15 protein-coding genes are annotated in these 17,253 nt (G+C 43.7%); 12 read left to right on the plus strand and 3 right to left on the minus strand.

All coding sequences use genetic code 11. From position 1 onward, the window contains the following. Window positions 1-16: 16 nt before the first annotated feature. The 6 genes from glmS to ELZ61_RS02375 all read left to right on the plus strand — a co-directional run bounded on the left by glmS (window position 17) and on the right by ELZ61_RS02375 (window position 7,953). Window positions 17-1,849, plus strand: a complete 1,833-nt coding sequence (gene glmS / locus ELZ61_RS02350) for a glutamine--fructose-6-phosphate transaminase (isomerizing) (RefSeq protein ID WP_126371158.1) — start codon at window positions 17-19, stop codon at window positions 1,847-1,849. Window positions 1,850-2,019: 170 nt separating this feature from the next. After that, window positions 2,020-3,249, plus strand: a complete 1,230-nt coding sequence (locus ELZ61_RS02355; RefSeq protein WP_126371160.1) for an MFS transporter — start codon at window positions 2,020-2,022, stop codon at window positions 3,247-3,249. A 149-nt stretch (window positions 3,250-3,398) separates the two neighbouring features. Further along, a complete protein-coding gene (ftsE, locus tag ELZ61_RS02360; protein ID WP_126371162.1) occupies window positions 3,399-4,049 on the plus strand; it encodes a cell division ATP-binding protein FtsE in 651 nt (216 codons plus the stop codon). Between the two features lie 279 nt (window positions 4,050-4,328). Then, window positions 4,329-5,243 (plus strand): permease-like cell division protein FtsX, encoded by a 915-nt coding sequence (gene ftsX, locus ELZ61_RS02365; protein ID WP_126371164.1) that lies wholly within the window; start codon window positions 4,329-4,331, stop codon window positions 5,241-5,243. A gap of 324 nt (window positions 5,244-5,567) precedes the next feature. Beyond that, window positions 5,568-6,683: an aspartate-semialdehyde dehydrogenase gene (gene asd / locus ELZ61_RS02370; RefSeq protein ID WP_103854427.1), complete on the plus strand. Its 1,116-nt coding sequence runs from the start codon at window positions 5,568-5,570 to the stop codon at window positions 6,681-6,683. 280 nt (window positions 6,684-6,963) lie between these two features. Further along, entirely contained in the window at window positions 6,964-7,953 is a 990-nt protein-coding gene (locus tag ELZ61_RS02375; protein WP_126371166.1) for an alpha/beta fold hydrolase, read from the plus strand. Here the strand turns inward: ELZ61_RS02375 and crcB are convergent. Then, complete coding sequence (crcB, locus tag ELZ61_RS02380) at window positions 7,913-8,296, minus strand: fluoride efflux transporter CrcB (RefSeq protein ID WP_126371168.1); 384 nt, start codon at window positions 8,294-8,296, stop codon at window positions 7,913-7,915. The genes ELZ61_RS02375 and crcB overlap by 41 nt on opposite strands. A gap of 18 nt (window positions 8,297-8,314) precedes the next feature. Then, window positions 8,315-9,133 (minus strand): Cof-type HAD-IIB family hydrolase, encoded by an 819-nt coding sequence (locus tag ELZ61_RS02385; RefSeq protein WP_126371170.1) that lies wholly within the window; start codon window positions 9,131-9,133, stop codon window positions 8,315-8,317. Window positions 9,134-9,217: 84 nt separating this feature from the next. Here ELZ61_RS02385 and ELZ61_RS10655 point away from each other — a divergent pair, with 84 nt between their 5' ends. From ELZ61_RS10655 to ilvA, 6 genes are all read left to right on the plus strand, one after another. Continuing rightward, window positions 9,218-9,391: a hypothetical protein gene (locus tag ELZ61_RS10655; protein WP_164550711.1), complete on the plus strand. Its 174-nt coding sequence runs from the start codon at window positions 9,218-9,220 to the stop codon at window positions 9,389-9,391. A gap of 94 nt (window positions 9,392-9,485) precedes the next feature. Further along, window positions 9,486-11,132 carry an acetolactate synthase 2 catalytic subunit gene (gene ilvG, locus ELZ61_RS02390; protein ID WP_126371172.1) on the plus strand — a complete coding sequence of 549 codons (1,647 nt, stop codon included), beginning with the start codon at window positions 9,486-9,488 and terminating at the stop codon, window positions 11,130-11,132. Between the two features lie 25 nt (window positions 11,133-11,157). After that, window positions 11,158-11,376 carry an acetolactate synthase 2 small subunit gene (gene ilvM / locus ELZ61_RS02395; RefSeq protein ID WP_126371174.1) on the plus strand — a complete coding sequence of 73 codons (219 nt, stop codon included), beginning with the start codon at window positions 11,158-11,160 and terminating at the stop codon, window positions 11,374-11,376. A 48-nt stretch (window positions 11,377-11,424) separates the two neighbouring features. Further along, window positions 11,425-13,266 (plus strand): dihydroxy-acid dehydratase, encoded by a 1,842-nt coding sequence (gene ilvD, locus ELZ61_RS02400; RefSeq protein ID WP_126371176.1) that lies wholly within the window; start codon window positions 11,425-11,427, stop codon window positions 13,264-13,266. 88 nt (window positions 13,267-13,354) lie between these two features. Further along, the gene (locus ELZ61_RS02405; protein WP_126371178.1) at window positions 13,355-14,032 is read left to right on the plus strand and encodes a DUF1345 domain-containing protein; all 678 of its coding nucleotides are present in this window, start codon (window positions 13,355-13,357) and stop codon (window positions 14,030-14,032) included. A gap of 10 nt (window positions 14,033-14,042) precedes the next feature. Then, complete coding sequence (gene ilvA, locus ELZ61_RS02410) at window positions 14,043-15,590, plus strand: threonine ammonia-lyase, biosynthetic (protein ID WP_126371180.1); 1,548 nt, start codon at window positions 14,043-14,045, stop codon at window positions 15,588-15,590. A 168-nt stretch (window positions 15,591-15,758) separates the two neighbouring features. On the opposite strand, the gene gdhA is transcribed toward ilvA, so the two are convergent. Next, on the minus strand, window positions 15,759-17,108 hold the full coding sequence (gene gdhA / locus ELZ61_RS02415; RefSeq protein WP_126371182.1) for an NADP-specific glutamate dehydrogenase: 1,350 nt from the start codon (window positions 17,106-17,108) through the stop codon (window positions 15,759-15,761). Window positions 17,109-17,253: the final 145 nt, after the last annotated feature.

Below are 17,253 nucleotides of genomic sequence, written 5' to 3' on the forward strand. Positions count from 1 at the left end.
CCAGAGAGGACATTTTATGTGTGGAATTGTGGGTGCAGTAGCACAACGTGATGTAGCAGAAATTTTAGTCGATGGCTTACATCGTTTGGAATACCGTGGTTATGATTCAGCGGGTATTGCGGTGCTAGATGCAAATCATAATATGCAAATCGTACGCCGTGTAGGCAAAGTAAAAGCCTTAGATGAAGCCCTTGAAGCACACCCAATTTTAGGTGGCACAGGGATTGCACACACTCGTTGGGCAACGCACGGTGAACCTTCAGAAGCCAACGCTCACCCACATCGTTCTGGCAAAATTGCGGTGGTACACAATGGAATTATCGAAAACTATGAAGAATTGCGTGAAGAATTACAAAAACGTGGTTATGAATTCCTTTCGCAAACCGACACCGAAGTGATCGCCCATTTAGTGGAATGGGAATACCGCAGTGCTAGCTCATTATTAGAAGCGGTGCAAAAAACCGTGGCACAATTGCGTGGCGCTTACGGTACGGTGGTAATGCACCAAGACGAACCTGAACATTTAGTGGTTGCGCGTTCTGGCAGCCCATTGGTTATCGGTTTAGGCGTGGGGGAAAACTTCCTTGCTTCCGATCCTTTAGCGTTATTAAGCGTAACACGCCGTTTCATTTATTTAGAAGAAGGCGATGTGGCGGAAATTTCTCGCCGTGATGTACAAATTTTTGATGCGCAAGGTAATGCTGTTGAGCGTGAAATGCACGAAGGGCATTTTGAAGCCGATGCGGCAGACAAAGGGCAATATCGCCACTATATGCAAAAAGAAATTTTTGAACAGCCTGTTGCGATTATGAACACCTTAGATGGCCGTATTGTTAATGGTAAGGTAAACATTGATGCCATTGGCCCTAATGCAGCAGAAATCTTGAAAAAAGTGGAACACGTTCAAATTGTGGCGTGCGGAACGTCATACAACGCGGGAATGGTGGCGCGCTATTGGTTTGAATCCATTGCTGGCGTAAGCTGTGATGTGGAAATTGCGTCAGAATTCCGCTATCGCAAATTTGTTACTCGCCCAAATAGCCTGCTTATCACCCTTTCTCAATCGGGCGAAACCGCAGATACCTTGGCGGCATTACGCTTAGCTAAAGAATCAGGTTATATGACGGCGATGACAATCTGTAACGTAGCAAGTTCTTCTTTAGTGCGTGAGTCAGATTTCGCCTTTATGACCCGTGCGGGCGTGGAAATTGGTGTGGCATCAACCAAAGCCTTCACCACCCAATTAACCTGTTTATTGTTATTAAATGCGGCAATCGGACGCCTAAAAGGCACGCTGAGCGAAGAACAAGAACATCACATTGTACAGGCTTTACAACGTTTGCCTGCGCAAATTGAAAGTGCATTAGTTTACGATAAACAAATTGAAAAATTATCTGAAGATTTTGCTGATAAACACCACACTTTATTCTTAGGACGTGGCGAGTTTTACCCAATCGCAATGGAATCTGCATTGAAATTGAAAGAAATTTCCTACATTCACGCAGAAGCCTATGCAGCTGGGGAATTAAAACACGGCCCACTGGCTTTAATTGATAGCGATATGCCGGTGATTGTGGTTGCACCAGAAAATGATTTACTTGAAAAAGTGAAATCAAATATTGAAGAAGTGCGCGCCCGTGGCGGTCAGCTTTATATCTTTGCTGATCACGATGCAGGTTTTAGTGATGGTGAAGGCTTTAAAACCATCGTGCTACCGAAAGTGGACGAAGTAACCGCACCAATTTTCTACACTGTGCCGTTACAACTGCTTTCTTACCATATCGCCTTAATCAAAGGAACAGACGTGGATCAACCGCGTAACCTTGCGAAAGCGGTAACGGTGGAATAATTTTTCAAACAGCCTTGTAATGATTTGCAAGGCTGTTTTTTATTTGCTTACGACTGCCAAATTAACTACACTATGTGCGCTTTTTAAGGCGTGCTTTTGTAAGGCACGCTTTTAGCAAACTTCCTTTCTTAACACTTTAAAGGCTACCCGTGAGTAGCAAAAGGACATCTATGAACAACAAAGTAAATGATTATGGCTGGAAAGCCTTGATCGGCTCTGCCGTGGGCTATGCAATGGACGGCTTCGACTTACTCATTCTCGGCTTTATGCTCAGCGCAATTTCTGCGGATTTAGCACTCTCAAGCGCCCAAGCTGGCTCTTTGGTTACTTGGACATTAATCGGCGCAGTGGCGGGTGGTATTATTTTCGGCGCATTAAGCGATCGTTATGGCCGCGTGCGAGTATTAACTTGGACAATCGTGCTATTTGCCGTGTTTACTGGCTTATGTGCGCTCGCACAAGGTTATTGGGATTTATTAATTTACCGCACCATTGCAGGCATTGGTTTAGGCGGTGAGTTTGGTATTGGAATGGCATTAGCAGCGGAGGCTTGGCCTGCTCGCCATCGTGCAAAAGCGGCTTCTTATGTGGCATTAGGCTGGCAAGTGGGCGTGCTAGCTGCAGTGTTACTTACACCATTATTATTGCCAATCATCGGCTGGCGCGGAATGTTTATTGTGGGTATTTTCCCTGCTTTCGTGGCGTGGTATTTACGAGCGAAATTACACGAACCTGACGTTTTTACCGAAAAACAGACAGCACTTTCCGCTACGGCACAATCGAAATGGCAGGCATTCCGTCAATCTTTCCAATTATTAGTAAAAGATAAACAAACCGCTAAAGTCAGCCTAGGAGTAGTGGTTCTGACCTCCGTACAGAATTTTGGTTATTACGGCATAATGATCTGGTTACCTAATTTCCTATCTAAACAGCTTGGCTTTAGCTTAACCAAATCTGGCGTTTGGACGGCGGTAACCGTATGCGGAATGATGAGCGGTATCTGGATTTTTGGGCGCCTTGCGGACAAAATCGGGCGCAAACCAAGTTTTCTGCTTTTCCAACTTGGCGCCGTAATCAGTGTGGTTACCTACTCACAACTGACTGATCCAAATGCAATGCTGATTGCAGGAGCCTTTCTCGGAATGTTCGTAAATGGAATGATGGGCGGCTACGGTGCATTAATGGCGGAAGCCTACCCAACTCAAGCCCGTGCAACGGCACAAAATGTATTATTTAATATCGGGCGCGCGGTTGGTGGTTTCGGCCCTGTGGTCGTCGGTGCCGTGGTGGCAAGTTATTCGTTTTCCACCGCGATTGCGTTTCTTGCGCTGATTTATGTGATCGATATGATCGCCACCATTTTCTTAATTCCTGAATTGAAAGGCAAAGCTTTGGATTAATCGGCAAAAATGATGAGTTGTGTGGTTATGCTCATCATTTTTCTTCTGGATTGACAATTCCTTACATTTAACCGATAAATTTCTGCTCAAAAAATAAGAATATCCGTTATAATCATTCGCTTAACGTAAAAAGAAAAGAGATAACAACGATGATACGCTTTGAAAACGTCAGCAAGGCTTATTTAGGTGGCAAGCCAGCCTTGCAGGGATTAAACTTTCATCTTCCAGTTGGGAGTATGAGCTATGTTCTCGGGCATTCTGGCGCGGGGAAAAGTACCCTATTGAAACTTATTATGGGTATGGAACGTGCCAATGGCGGGCAAATTTGGTTTAACGGGCACGATATTACACGCCTGTCTAAACACGAATTGCCCTTCTTACGCCGCCAAATTGGTATGGTGCATCAAGATTATCGCCTGCTTGCCGATCGTTGTATTGTGGATAATGTGGCGTTGCCGCTTATCATCGCGGGGATTCACCCAAAAGAAGCACAAAGCCGTGCCTTAGCAGCGTTAGATCGCGTTGGCTTGCGTGATCGTGCTAATCACTTGCCAATCCATTTATCTGGCGGTGAACAACAACGTGTAGATATTGCCCGCGCCATTGTGCATAAACCACAATTATTGCTCGCTGATGAGCCAACAGGCAATTTAGATAACGCCCTTTCGCTGGATATTTTTAATTTATTTGAAGAGTTTAATCGTCTTGGAATGACCGTGTTAATTGCCACGCACGATATTAATATTGTTCAGCAAAAACCAAAACCTTGTTTAATTTTAGAACAAGGCCATTTACGTTAGGGCTTGTTGATAATTTATTGTGCATTTGAGTTATCGTTTAAAATTAGCGCAATCGCGGCGCCGTTCAAAACTAAGAATGGTTCTCTTAGTGAGAACGGTAACAAAGAGTGCGCTAATTTTAAACCTAACCCGAAGGGCTGAGGCTATTTTTCGTGATAGCAATGTTGAATGTGGTTCGTTTAGCCTAACTAAACGTCCGTGCGTTCGCCTTGTTCTCACAAAAAATAGCCATCAGCTCAAATGTACAATGAATTATTAACGAACCCCAAGGAAAGCCCAATGAGTTCTCGTCCAATCAATGCTTCTTGGTGGGTACAAACCCATTATGTGCTAAGAGCCGTGCTGGCAGATCTAATTAAGAAAAAATATGCGACCTTATTAACCATTCTTGTTATTGCCGTTTCGCTGACTGTGCCAACGGTGAGCTATTTATTGTGGAAAAATATTCATCAGGCCACCACGCAGTTTTATCCTGAAAGTGAACTAACGGTTTATTTGCATAAAAATCTTACGGAAGCCGATGCCAATTTAGTGGTGGAAAAAATTCGCCAACAAGCTGGGGTGGAAAGCCTGAATTATGTTTCTCGCCAAGAGAGCCTTAATGAATTCAAAAATTGGTCTGGCTTCACTGAGGGCTTGGATGTTTTAGATGATAATCCACTGCCTGCCGTGGTGATTATTAAACCCGCCAAAGACTACAACGAAAGTCAAAAACGCAATGAACTGCGGGAAAATCTCGCCAAAATTAAAGGCGTGCAAGAAGTGCGTTTAGACAATAATTTAATGGAAAAACTCACCGCACTTTCGTGGCTGATTGCTCATATCGCAGTGGTTTGCACCATTTTGATGACCATTTCTGTTTTCCTTGTGATTGGCAACAGTATTCGTTCTGATGTGTACAGCAATAAAGCCAATATTGAAGTAATGAAATTGCTTGGTGCAACGGATCAATTTATCCTACGCCCTTTCCTTTATACAGGAATCATTTATGCCGTGCTGGGCGGATTATTTGCCTGTATTTTCAGTGCCATTGTGATTGGTTATTTCACCAGTGCGGTGAAATATGTAACGGAAATTTTCGCCGTAAACTTTGAACTACACGGCATAATGATCGGTGAGTTGCTCTTTCTGCTCGCAATGTGCGCGCTAGTGGGCTACACCGCAGCTTGGCTATCGGCGAAAAAATACAGCTAATCTTTACCTTTTCTTTACGCTTTCTTTTAATCCCCTTTGCTCTATGACAAAGGGGATTTTTCTTTTCCTTTCTAGTTTCTTTCCGATTTTTTCAATGAGCGGTCAGTGAAATTAAAAATTCTTTGTTGAAAGATCAATTATTCGCAACTTTTTTTAGAAAAACGCTTGCTTTTGTTTACGCTATCTTGTACGTTTTTTTGCACGGTTTAACGTAATTAATTTCCTGTGAATTAAAGCTGAATGGTTATTTCTTTTAACCCTTTTTCTGTGCATAATTCACTCAGATTTTATTTTCAACACAACATTACTTATAAGGAAAATTTTATGCAAAACGTTGGTTTTATCGGTTGGCGTGGAATGGTTGGCTCGGTACTAATGGATCGTATGCAACAAGAAAATGATTTCGCGAACATCAATCCTATCTTTTTCACCACTTCACAAGCAGGTCAAAAAGCGCCTGTATTTGCAGGTAAAGATGCAGGCGTGTTAAAAGATGCCTTTGACATCGCTGAATTACAAAAATTAGATATTATCGTTACCTGTCAAGGTGGCGATTACACCAACGAAGTGTATCCAAAATTAAAAGCAACCGGCTGGAACGGCTATTGGATTGACGCCGCTTCTGCATTGCGTATGGACAAAGATGCAATCATCGTGCTTGATCCAGTAAACCAAAACGTAATCAGCGAAGGGCTAAAAAATGGCGTGAAAACCTTTGTTGGCGGAAACTGTACAGTAAGTTTAATGTTAATGGCGCTAGGCGGTTTATTTGAACGTGATTTAGTGGAATGGGTATCCGTTGCCACTTACCAAGCCGCATCTGGTGCAGGTGCGAAAAATATGCGTGAATTATTGGTGCAAATGGGTGAGTTAGAAGATTCTGTTAAAGCAGAATTAGCCGATCCCGCTTCATCAATTTTAGACATTGAACGCAAAGTAACCGCAAAAATGCGTGATGCTTCATTCCCGATTGATAACTTCGGCGCACCGCTTGCTGGCAGCTTAATTCCTTGGATCGACAAATTATTGCCAGAAACAGGGCAAACTAAAGAAGAATGGAAAGGCTACGCAGAAACCAACAAAATTTTAGGTTTAAGCGACAATCCAATTCCAGTGGACGGTTTATGCGTGCGTATCGGCGCATTACGCTGCCACAGCCAAGCATTCACTATTAAGTTGAAAAAAGATTTACCATTAGACGAAATCGAGCAAATTTTGGCTTCTCACAACGAATGGGTGAAAGTGATTCCAAATGACAAAGAAACCACCTTGCGTGAATTAACGCCTGCTAAAGTAACCGGCACATTAAGCGTACCAGTGGGACGTTTACGCAAATTGGCAATGGGGCCTGAATATCTTGCTGCTTTCACTGTTGGTGACCAATTATTATGGGGCGCAGCAGAACCTGTTCGCCGTATTTTAAAACAGTTAGTGGCTTAATTTTTAAGTAACAAAACCAATAGAGAAGTACCGCACGGCTGAAAATAAAGTGCGGTGCTTTTTTTGTGAATTTTTTAAGGAGGATTGAATGGGTAACCTGTTTTATTTCCTTTTGAATGTTGATCTGGTGGCTGGATAAAAATAACGAAAAAACCACCGCACTTTAAAAATGTGAGATTTTATCAACAAGCAAGGAAGTCTGATGTGGCATTAATGTGCTATCTTTCTTGCACGCTTTCCTTTATGATCAGGACATCTTTGTTTTATTGATGGTAAGCTGATGTCAAATTGCCTACACCGAGAACCCCATTTTTGCCGCTTTGCATTGCAGCAATTAATGCCCTTTGTGGATCAATTTCCTATCCAATATTTAACGGGTAAACAGGGTTGCCAAATTGCCTATCGCCATTTTTTGCACGCGGAAACCTCGCCAAGTGCGGCGCGAAAATTGATGATTTTAGTCAATGGACGAGCGGAGAATATGCTGAAATGGTCGGAGTTAGCTTATGATTTTTATCAATGGGGTTATGATGTGCTGCTTTTCGATCACCGTGGGCAGGGCTATTCGCAGCGTTTATTAGCGGATAAAGACAAAGGCTATATTGATGAATTTCGCTTTTACTGCGAGGATATGGACGCGGTCATCAAGCAAATCACTCAGCATTCTGATTATTCGCAACAATATCTGCTTGCTCATTCTTTAGGCTCGCTGATCTCGGCTTATTATTTAGCGAACTATGATCATCATATTCAAAGTGCGGTGCTTTCTTCACCATTTTTTGGCTTGCCAACCAAGCATTTATTGCGCGATGAGCTGATTATTAATTTGATGATATTATTCGGGCAAGGGCAGCGCTATGTGTTTGGCAAGAGTGCCTATAAACCCGCCAATCTCGATCAAAATGAACTCAGTTTTTGCAAAACCAGAATGAAATGGATGAACCGTATTAATCGTTATTTTCCTGAATTAAGCCTTGGTGGGCCAACGTTCCGCTGGGTGCATTTGTGTTTAACTGCAATTAAAGGGCTAGAAAAAATTTTGTCGCGCATTGAAATTCCTGTTTTGGTTTTGCAAGCTGGCAAAGAAAAGATCGTAGAAAATGCACAGTTGGAAAAATTGGTTGCCTGCTTGCCAAAGGGGCAACTCATCACGGTGGAAAATGCCAAACACGAGATTTTGTTTGAACGGGATAAAATTCGCGCCGAAGCCTTAAGCGCGGTGCAAGCCTTTATTTCCAATAACGGTACAACAGCACGCCAAACAGCGTAAACAGCAGACTGCCGCCAAGATGCAAAGTAATAACTGCCAGCGCAGATAGCCATTTTTCCGTTAAAAAATCATTCACCACCTCAGCAGAAAAGGAAGAAAAAGTAGTGAGGCTGCCTAAAAATCCAGTAATCAAAAATAATCGCCACTCGCTAGAAACTTGCGGATATTGCCAAAGTAAGGCGATCAAAATGCCGATTAAAAAACAGCCGAGATAATTGGCGATTAGCGTGCCAAAGGCAAGAAAAGAAAACAGAGGATTTAGCAATTCGCTCAAGCCCCAACGAGTGCAAGCGCCGATTGCAGCACCGCTGCTTATGATCAGTAAAGATTGCCAAATCGCCATTTTTACCTGCTTTCTGATTTAATACACACCAAAGGTAGCACGCAAATAGCTCGCTACTGCTTCGTGGCGGTTCAAGCCAATTTGCTCTAACTGCGGACAAGCCTGCACCAAGCGTGGATCGGCATTGCCCATAATGCAACCTTTGTCCACTTCGCTGAGCATTTCTATATCATTCATACCATCACCAAAGGCAATGCATGCACTCAAACCATATTCACGCCCTTGTACCACTTGGGCAAGTGCGGTGGCTTTTGACACATTTTTATTCATAATCTCTAAACACTGCGGCGTGGAATAGGTGATATAAATCGCATCGCCAAAACGCGCTTTCAAATGCGCTTCAATCGGGGCGAGATCAGCGGGCGTACGGCCAATAAAAAACACTTTTTCCGTGCCACGTCCGTGGTGATGTTTGAAATCCACCACTTGATACATAAAGCCTGAATCTTGATGATATTTGGCTAATTCTGGCATATCAATGCTGATAAACCAGCCATCATCTTGATAACTATTGGCGAACACATTTTTTTCATCATAAGGGGTTTGCATTATTTCCATTGCCATTTCATCAGGCAAACTGTTGCTAAGCAGCAACTTGCCTTGAAGATTATGCGCCCTTGCACCATTTGACGTGATAAGTACCGCATTATCTAGCTTTACCTTGCCGACAATATGCGCCACATCTTCATACTTTCGCCCCGTGGCGAGAATAATATCAATCTTTTCTTGCGCTAATTTTTCAAGGGTTTCAATAGTAAAATCACCGATAACGTGATCCCCATTGAGCAATGTGCCGTCTAAATCTGAAACCACAGCACGAAATGGTCGATTTTGCATAGTCAAACTCCTTCAACAAAACGGGAGTATGATAGCAAATTATGCGAAAAAATGACCGCACTTTTTATTTTCTCAGGAAAACGATTGCGAAATGTAAAAAATTCCTTGATTTCTATTTTGAATGTGGTATCAATAACAGCATTAAAAGCGGAATGCTTAAATCGGATTCAGGCAATGACAAAATTTTATTCTCTTATTGGCATTATTATTAACCTCGTGGTGGTGAACACTGCGGGGTTTTGGCTTGCTAACAAATAGAATAAATTTATAACTCAATTTGTATATAGAAAGCCCCTCGCAGAGATCTTCGAGAGGCTTTTTTTATAGCGATTAATAACCAGAAAGGTGGAATATGAACGGTGCAAGATTAGTAACGGAGTGCTTGAAAGCACACAATGTGGATATTGTATTTGGCTATCCAGGTGGGGCGATAATGCCAGTTTATGATGCCATTTATGATTCGGGTTTGGAGCATTTGCTCTGTCGCAATGAGCAAGGCGCAGCAATGGCGGCTATTGGCTATGCCAGAGCCAGCGGGAAAACCGGGGTGTGTATCGCCACATCAGGCCCTGGGGCAACCAATTTAATCACAGGATTAGGCGATGCCTTAATGGATTCCATTCCAGTGGTGGCTATCACGGGCCAAGTTGCTTCGCCATTGATTGGTACAGATGCTTTCCAAGAGGCCGATGTTCTGGGCTTATCCCTTGCTTGTACGAAGCATAGCTTTATTGTGCAAAGTATTAATGAATTGCCAGAAATTATCGCCAAAGCATTCCAAATCGCACAAAGTGGTCGCCCTGGCCCTGTACTTATTGATATTCCAAAAGATGTGCAATTTGCCGAAACCGATTTGCAACCTTTCACACTTCCTGTGGAAAAACCGACCGCACTTGATCCTGCAGAATTGGAAAAAGCGGTAGAATTATTGAAAAATGCCAAACGCCCTGTGGTGTATGTTGGCGGTGGCGTGGGAATGGCGAACGCCGTGCCAGCCTTGCGCGAGTTTTTAGCCACCACAGAAATTCCAAGTATTTCCACCTTAAAAGGCTTGGGCGCAATTTTACCTGAAACTCCTTATTATATGGGAATGATTGGTATGCACGGCACCAAAGCCGCCAATTTAGCCACGCAAGAATCGGATTTATTGCTAGTGTTTGGCGCGCGTTTTGACGATCGTGTAACGGGCAAATTAGACACCTTTGCACCGCACGCTAAAGTGATTCATTGTGATATTGATGTGGCAGAATTAGGCAAATTACGCCGTCCAGATGTGGCGTTGCGTGGTGATTTAAGCGAAGTTTTCCGTGCCTTAACAATGAAATTAGATTTGGCAGATTGGCATAAAGAAATCAATAAGTTAAAACAAGATTTTGATTTCCGTTATGCTGAAAATCAAGGCAAACAACCCATTAACCCTTGGTGGTTGCTTAACACCGTTTCTAATCAAAAAGCGAAAAACGCCATTGTGGTTACCGATGTGGGGCAACATCAAATGTGGTCAGCACAGCATATGAAACATTATGCACCTGAAAATTTCATCACTTCAGCTGGATTTGGTTCAATGGGCTTTGGCTTACCAGCTGCGATTGGCGCGCAGAAAGCACGACCAAATGATGATGTGATTTTAATCACCGGTGATGGTTCATTAATGATGAACGTGCAGGAGCTTGGCACAATTAAACGTGGCAAAACGCCGGTAAAAATCATTTTATTAGACAACCAACGCTTAGGAATGGTGCGTCAATGGCAAACCCTATTCTTCCAAGCGCGCCATAGTAATACGATTTTAGATGATAACCCTGATTTCGTGACCCTTGCTTCTGCCTTTGATATTAAAGGCGAGCGCATTGAATCTGGCGAAGAAGTGCAAGCGGCATTAGATCGCTTATTCCAAGCGGAAGGCGCTTATTTATTACATATTTGTATTCCAGCAGAAGAAAACGTGTGGCCACTTGTGCCACCAAATGCCTGTAACGTGGATATGCTTGAAGAATAATAGAAAAGGAATTGTGGGGAACATTATGCAACAGTATGAATTATCAATCCGCGCCAACAGACGCCCAGAAACCTTAGAGCGTTTATTACGCGTAATGCGTCATCGCGGTTTTGAAGTGATTAAATTACAAACCGAAAGCCAACAACAAGAAATCACCTTGCACGTTGTAGTGCAAAGCGAAAGAGCGGTGGAATTATTGGTAAATCAATTAGTTAAATTGCCAGACGTGTTGGAATTAAAGTAAACATTCGCTGCGAATGAGAAGTTTAAATGAATAAAAGTTGGAGAGATTATGCCTAAATTACGTTCCGCGACCAGCACACAAGGTCGCAATATGGCAGGGGCGCGTGCGTTATGGCGCGCCACAGGAATGAAAGAAAATGATTTTGGTAAGCCGATTATCGCCGTAGTCAATTCTTTCACCCAATTTGTACCGGGCCACGTTCACTTAAAAGATATTGGACAATTAGTGGCACAGCAAATTGAGCAAGCAGGCGGTGTAGCGAAAGAATTTAACACCATTGCCGTTGATGATGGCATCGCAATGGGGCACGGCGGAATGCTGTATTCCTTGCCTTCTCGTGATTTAATCGCCGACAGTGTGGAATATATGGTGAATGCTCATTGTGCAGACGCCATGGTATGTATTTCTAACTGCGATAAAATTACCCCAGGAATGTTGATGGCTGCGCTGCGCCTGAACATTCCAACAATTTTCGTTTCTGGCGGCCCGATGGAAGCGGGAAAAACCAAACTTTCTGATCAAATCATCAAGTTAGATTTGGTGGACGCTATGGTGCAAAGTGCGGATAAAAATGTGTCAGATTCTGATGTAGAAGCCATTGAGCGTTCAGCCTGCCCAACTTGTGGTTCTTGTTCAGGAATGTTCACCGCAAACTCAATGAACTGTTTAACCGAAGCCTTAGGCTTAAGCCTGCCGGGTAACGGTTCTTGCTTGGCAACCCATAAAGATCGTAAACAATTATTCTTAGATGCAGGCAAACAAATTGTTGAACTTTGCCAAAAATATTATCAGCAAGATGATGAATCCGTATTGCCACGTTCGATAGCCACTAAGCCAGCGTTTGAAAATGCAATGAGCTTAGATATTGCAATGGGCGGCTCAACCAATACCGTATTGCATTTATTGGCAGCGGCGCAAGAAGCGGAAGTGGATTTCACTATGGCAGACATTGACAGACTTTCTCGCCGCGTGCCTTGTTTAAGTAAAGTGGCGCCGAACACTGCCAAATATCATATGGAAGATGTGCATAGAGCGGGTGGAATTATGGCAATTTTAGGCGAGTTAGATCGTGCAGGATTGCTTGATAACCAAACTCGCACCGTATTAGGTTTAAGCCTAGCTGAGCAAATTGCCAAATACGACATTATGCTCACTCAAGATGAAGCCATTCGTGAATTCTATCGTGCAGGGCCTGCGGGCATTCGCACCACACAAGCCTTCTCACAAGATTGTCGCTGGGACAGCCTTGATGACGATCGCGAGAACGGCTGTATCCGCAGTAAAGCCTTTGCTTATAGCCAAGATGGTGGCTTAGCGATGTTATCGGGCAATATCGCCTTAGACGGCTGTATCGTTAAAACCGCAGGGGTGGACGAATCTATTTTGAAATTCACTGGCAAAGCCATTGTCTTTGAAAGCCAAGAAGATGCGGTAAACGGCATTTTAGGCGGCAAAGTGCAAGCGGGACACGTGGTGGTTATCCGCTACGAAGGGCCAAAAGGTGGGCCGGGTATGCAAGAAATGCTTTATCCAACTAGCTATTTAAAATCAATGGGCTTAGGCAAAGCCTGTGCATTATTAACTGACGGTCGTTTTTCTGGCGGTACATCAGGCTTATCTATCGGACACTGCTCGCCAGAAGCCGCAGCGGGCGGGACAATCGGCTTGGTGAAAGACGGCGATACCATTGAGATCGATATTCCAAATCGCTCAATCCAATTAATGGTATCGGAACAAGAATTGAGCGCACGCCGCGCAAAACAAGACGCGAAAGGCTGGAAGCCAGCAAATCGTCAGCGTGAAGTGTCTTTCGCACTCAAAATGTACGGCTATTTCGCCACTTCCGCAGATAAAGGTGCGGTGCGAGATCGTTCCAAATTAGCTGATTGATAAAAATAACTGCACTAATAAAGTGCGGTCATTTTTTCACGAATTTTTATAATTTTTGCCTCAATTTAGGCAAACAAGGGAAGTAAAAATGCTAAAAATGTTAAGGCAACACGCTAAGTTTTTCACCAGTCTAGTTCTGGTTGTGTTGGCTTTTTGGGGCTTTCGCCTACTTTCCCAACGGAATATTAGCATTGATCTGATTTATTCTTGGGATATAGGAATGAGCTTGTATCTGTTTTGGACATTTTGGGCAATTCGTCAGCAACATCGTCATCGTGAACAGATGACCGCTGTTCTGCAAGAACGTCAAGCGGGTACGAAGACAATATTCGTGATCGTAAGTGTGATTATCGGTGCTTGTATTGTGGCATTAGTTCGCTTAGTGAGCATTGCGCAAAATCTTCCACCAATGGAAAAAGCGTGGCATATCACTTTAGCGATTATTTCCATTTTCCTTTCTTGGCTGGTGATCCATATTCTGTTTGCTATTCGCTATGCCCATTTGTTCTATCACGCGAAAGTCAGCGGCGAACCAATGCCACTGCAAATTCCGCAGAGCAACGGGCAAAATGGCTATCAAACCGAGCCAAATTACTATGATTTTATCTACACCGCCTTGATTATCGGTACCTCAGCACAAACGGCCGATGTGATGTTTTCTTCCAGAGCGGGACGAATTTTGGGCGGAATTCACAGCATTGTCGCCTTTATTTTCAACGTAACCGTGCTTTCCTTATTAATTAACATTATTTCTGGTTTTATCTAAGGATAATAAAATGACAACCCTTGCATTTAACAATCCAACCCCAAGCGGGGACGATTATTTAAAAACCATTTTGAAACTGGGATCTGTGGTGTATCAAGCCGCGCAAACAACCCCTTTGCAACCGATGGATAAACTTTCCACGCGGCTGCACAATCAGGTTTTAATTAAGCGTGAAGATCGCCAACCTGTGCATAGCTTTAAATTGCGTGGTGCTTATGCAATGATCGCGGCCTTAAATGATGAACAACGTCAAGCTGGCGTGATTGCGGCCTCAGCGGGCAACCACGCGCAGGGCGTGGCGCTATCCGCGAAATTACTGGGCTTAAAAGCATTAATTGTGATGCCACAGAATACACCGAGCATTAAAGTAGATGCGGTGCGCCGTTTCGGGGGCGAAGTGCTACTTTACGGTGCAAACTTTGATGAAGCCAAAGGCAAGGCGATTGAACTTTCTAAAAGTAAAAATATGACGTTTATTCCCCCTTTCGATCACCCTTTAGTGATCGCAGGGCAAGGGACATTGGCGCTCGAATTGTTACAACAATCGTCCAATATCGACCGCGTTTTTGTGCCAGTGGGCGGGGGAGGCTTAGCCGCAGGGGTAGCCGTGCTAATCAAACAATTAATGCCAGAAATTAAAGTAATCGGCGTGGAAAGCAAAGATTCAGCTTGCCTGTATCACGCCTTAAAAGCGGGGCAACCTGTGGATTTAGAGCGAGTGGGTTTATTTGCCGATGGCGTGGCAGTAAAACGCATTGGCGATGAAACCTTCCGTTTATGCCAGCAATACCTTGATGATGTGGTGCTGGTGGACGGCGATGAAATTTGTGCCGCAATGAAAGATATTTTTGAAAACGTACGCGCAATTGCAGAGCCGTCAGGGGCGGTATCGCTGGCAGGGCTAAAAAAATACGTCAAAGAAAATAATATTCAAGGGGAAACCTTGGTGAATATTTTATCGGGCGCCAACCTGAATTTCCATACGCTACGTTATGTGTCTGAGCGTTGCGAAATTGGTGAAAAACACGAAGCAATGCTTGCGGTAACCATTCCTGAAGAAAAAGGCAGCTTCTTGCGTTTTTGCCATTTGCTTGGCGATCGTGCCGTTACGGAATTTAACTACCGCTATGCGGATCAAGCCCAAGCCTGTATTTTTGTCGGGGTGAGAATTCGTGGTGAAGATGAAAAAAATGAAATCATCGCGCAGTTGCAACAGCACGGCTATTCCGTGATGGATCTGTCTGATGATGATGTGGCGAAAACGCACATTCGTTATATGATTGGCGGACGCTCATCAAGCAAGGCGAAAGAACGCTTATACAGCTTTGAGTTTCCAGAACAAAAAGGTGCGTTACTTAAATTCCTTGAAATGCTCGGCACGCACTGGAACATCTCACTGTTCCACTACCGCGCCCACGGCGCAGACTACGGCAATGTGCTTGCAGGCTTCCAATTAGATGAAAACGATGAAATTCGCTTCAACGCCCATTTGGAAGAATTAGCCTATACTTATCAAGACGTTACCAACAGCCAAGCGTATAAGTATTTTTTGGGATAAGTTAAAACACAAAAAAGAAAAACCACCGCAACGAAAGTGCGGTGGTTTTTTTATGAATTTTTTACGAGTAAAAAGAAAGGGAGGTTTTACCTCCCTTTGCTTGAATAAGCACATTAATGTCCTTTCGCTCTGCTTGCTTAGTCCATAATGTGTTTTGCCCTTTAAGGATTAGTAAACGCCTTGTGCTAACATTGCATCTGCAACTTTTACGAAGCCTGCGATGTTTGCACCTGTTACATAATTGATGTTCGCTTGGCCTTCCACCGTACCGTATTTTTTACAGTTTGCGTGAATGTCGAGCATAATTTGTTTTAATTTTGCGTCCACTTCTTCCGCTGTCCAGTATAGACGTTGTGAGCTTTGCGCCATTTCTAAACCAGATGTTGCCACGCCACCTGCGTTTGCGGCTTTACCTGGGCCGAATAATACGCCAGCTTCAAGTAGGGCATCTGTTGCTTCGATAGTGGTTGGCATATTTGCGCCCTCTGCCACAAGTTGTACGCCGTGGGCGATTAATTTTTGTGCATCAGCAAGGTCTAACTCGTTTTGCGTTGCGCAAGGTAGCGCGATGTCTGCTTTCACGCTCCAAGGACGCTCGCCAGCAACATATTGTAAGCCGAATTTTTCTGCGTAATCTTTCACGCGTCCACGTTGTACGTTTTTGATTTCCATTAACGCAGCTAATTTTTCTGCTGTGAAGCCCGCTTCATCATAAACATAACCAGAGCTGTCAGAACAAGTAACCACTTTCGCACCAAGCTGTAAGGCTTTTTCAATGGCATATTGCGCTACGTTACCTGAACCTGAAACCACAACGGTTTTGCCTTGGAATGATTGATTTTTTTCTTCAAGCATTGCTTGTGCGAAATAAACTAAGCCGTAACCTGTTGCTTCTGGGCGAATTAAGCTACCACCGAATGACAGTCCACGCCCTGTGAACACGCAACCTGCTTGGTTTGATAATTTTTTCATCATACCTGCAAGGTAGCCCACTTCACGGCCACCAACACCGATGTCGCCTGCTGGCACGTCTGTGTCTGGGCCAATGTGGCGATAAAGTTCAGCAATTAATGCTTGGCAGAAACGCATTACTTCGCCGTCAGATTTGCCTTTAGGATCAAAGTCTGAACCCCCTTTACCGCCGCCCATTGGCAATGTAGTTAATGCGTTTTTGAAGATTTGTTCAAACCCTAAGAATTTTAAGATAGATTGGTTTACCGATGGGTGGAAACGCATTCCGCCTTTAAATGGCCCGATCGCGCTGTTGAATTGTACGCGGAAAGCACGGTTTACTTGCACTTGTCCTTTGTCATCAGTCCACGCTACACGGAATTGGATTAAACGCTCTGGCTCAACAAGACGCTCCAAAAGCGCTTGCGAACGATATTGTGGATTTTTCTCTAAGAATGGCCAAATTGAAGTGAATACTTCACGCACCGCTTGTAAAAACTCTGGCTGGTGTCCATCACGTTGTTCAACTTTGGCTAAAAATTCTTCTAATGAGCTAACTTGTGACATAGTTTACTTCCTTTATATGTGTATGATGTTGATAAATTTATTATTAGAATGGCTAAAGTCTGGCGTTGCAGCCTTTAGATAAGCCTCAGAAACTGGCTTGGGAATTACTATGCAACAAAAAGGGGGAATATTGCAAATATTTTTT

The organism is Avibacterium volantium (assembly GCF_900635775.1).
GTDB classification, from domain to species: domain Bacteria; phylum Pseudomonadota; class Gammaproteobacteria; order Enterobacterales; family Pasteurellaceae; genus Avibacterium; species Avibacterium volantium.

Coding starts and splice junctions, on each gene's coding strand:
- glmS (WP_126371158.1), top strand. CDS start 17: ATGTGTGGAATTGTGGGTGCAGTAGCACAACGTGATGTAGCAGAAATT.
- ELZ61_RS02355 (WP_126371160.1), top strand. CDS start 2,020: ATGAACAACAAAGTAAATGATTATGGCTGGAAAGCCTTGATCGGCTCT.
- ftsE (WP_126371162.1), top strand. CDS start 3,399: ATGATACGCTTTGAAAACGTCAGCAAGGCTTATTTAGGTGGCAAGCCA.
- ftsX (WP_126371164.1), top strand. CDS start 4,329: ATGAGTTCTCGTCCAATCAATGCTTCTTGGTGGGTACAAACCCATTAT.
- asd (WP_103854427.1), top strand. CDS start 5,568: ATGCAAAACGTTGGTTTTATCGGTTGGCGTGGAATGGTTGGCTCGGTA.
- ELZ61_RS02375 (WP_126371166.1), top strand. CDS start 6,964: ATGTCAAATTGCCTACACCGAGAACCCCATTTTTGCCGCTTTGCATTG.
- crcB (WP_126371168.1), bottom strand. CDS start 8,296: ATGGCGATTTGGCAATCTTTACTGATCATAAGCAGCGGTGCTGCAATC.
- ELZ61_RS02385 (WP_126371170.1), bottom strand. CDS start 9,133: ATGCAAAATCGACCATTTCGTGCTGTGGTTTCAGATTTAGACGGCACA.
- ilvG (WP_126371172.1), top strand. CDS start 9,486: ATGAACGGTGCAAGATTAGTAACGGAGTGCTTGAAAGCACACAATGTG.
- ilvM (WP_126371174.1), top strand. CDS start 11,158: ATGCAACAGTATGAATTATCAATCCGCGCCAACAGACGCCCAGAAACC.
- ilvD (WP_126371176.1), top strand. CDS start 11,425: ATGCCTAAATTACGTTCCGCGACCAGCACACAAGGTCGCAATATGGCA.
- ELZ61_RS02405 (WP_126371178.1), top strand. CDS start 13,355: ATGCTAAAAATGTTAAGGCAACACGCTAAGTTTTTCACCAGTCTAGTT.
- ilvA (WP_126371180.1), top strand. CDS start 14,043: ATGACAACCCTTGCATTTAACAATCCAACCCCAAGCGGGGACGATTAT.
- gdhA (WP_126371182.1), bottom strand. CDS start 17,108: ATGTCACAAGTTAGCTCATTAGAAGAATTTTTAGCCAAAGTTGAACAA.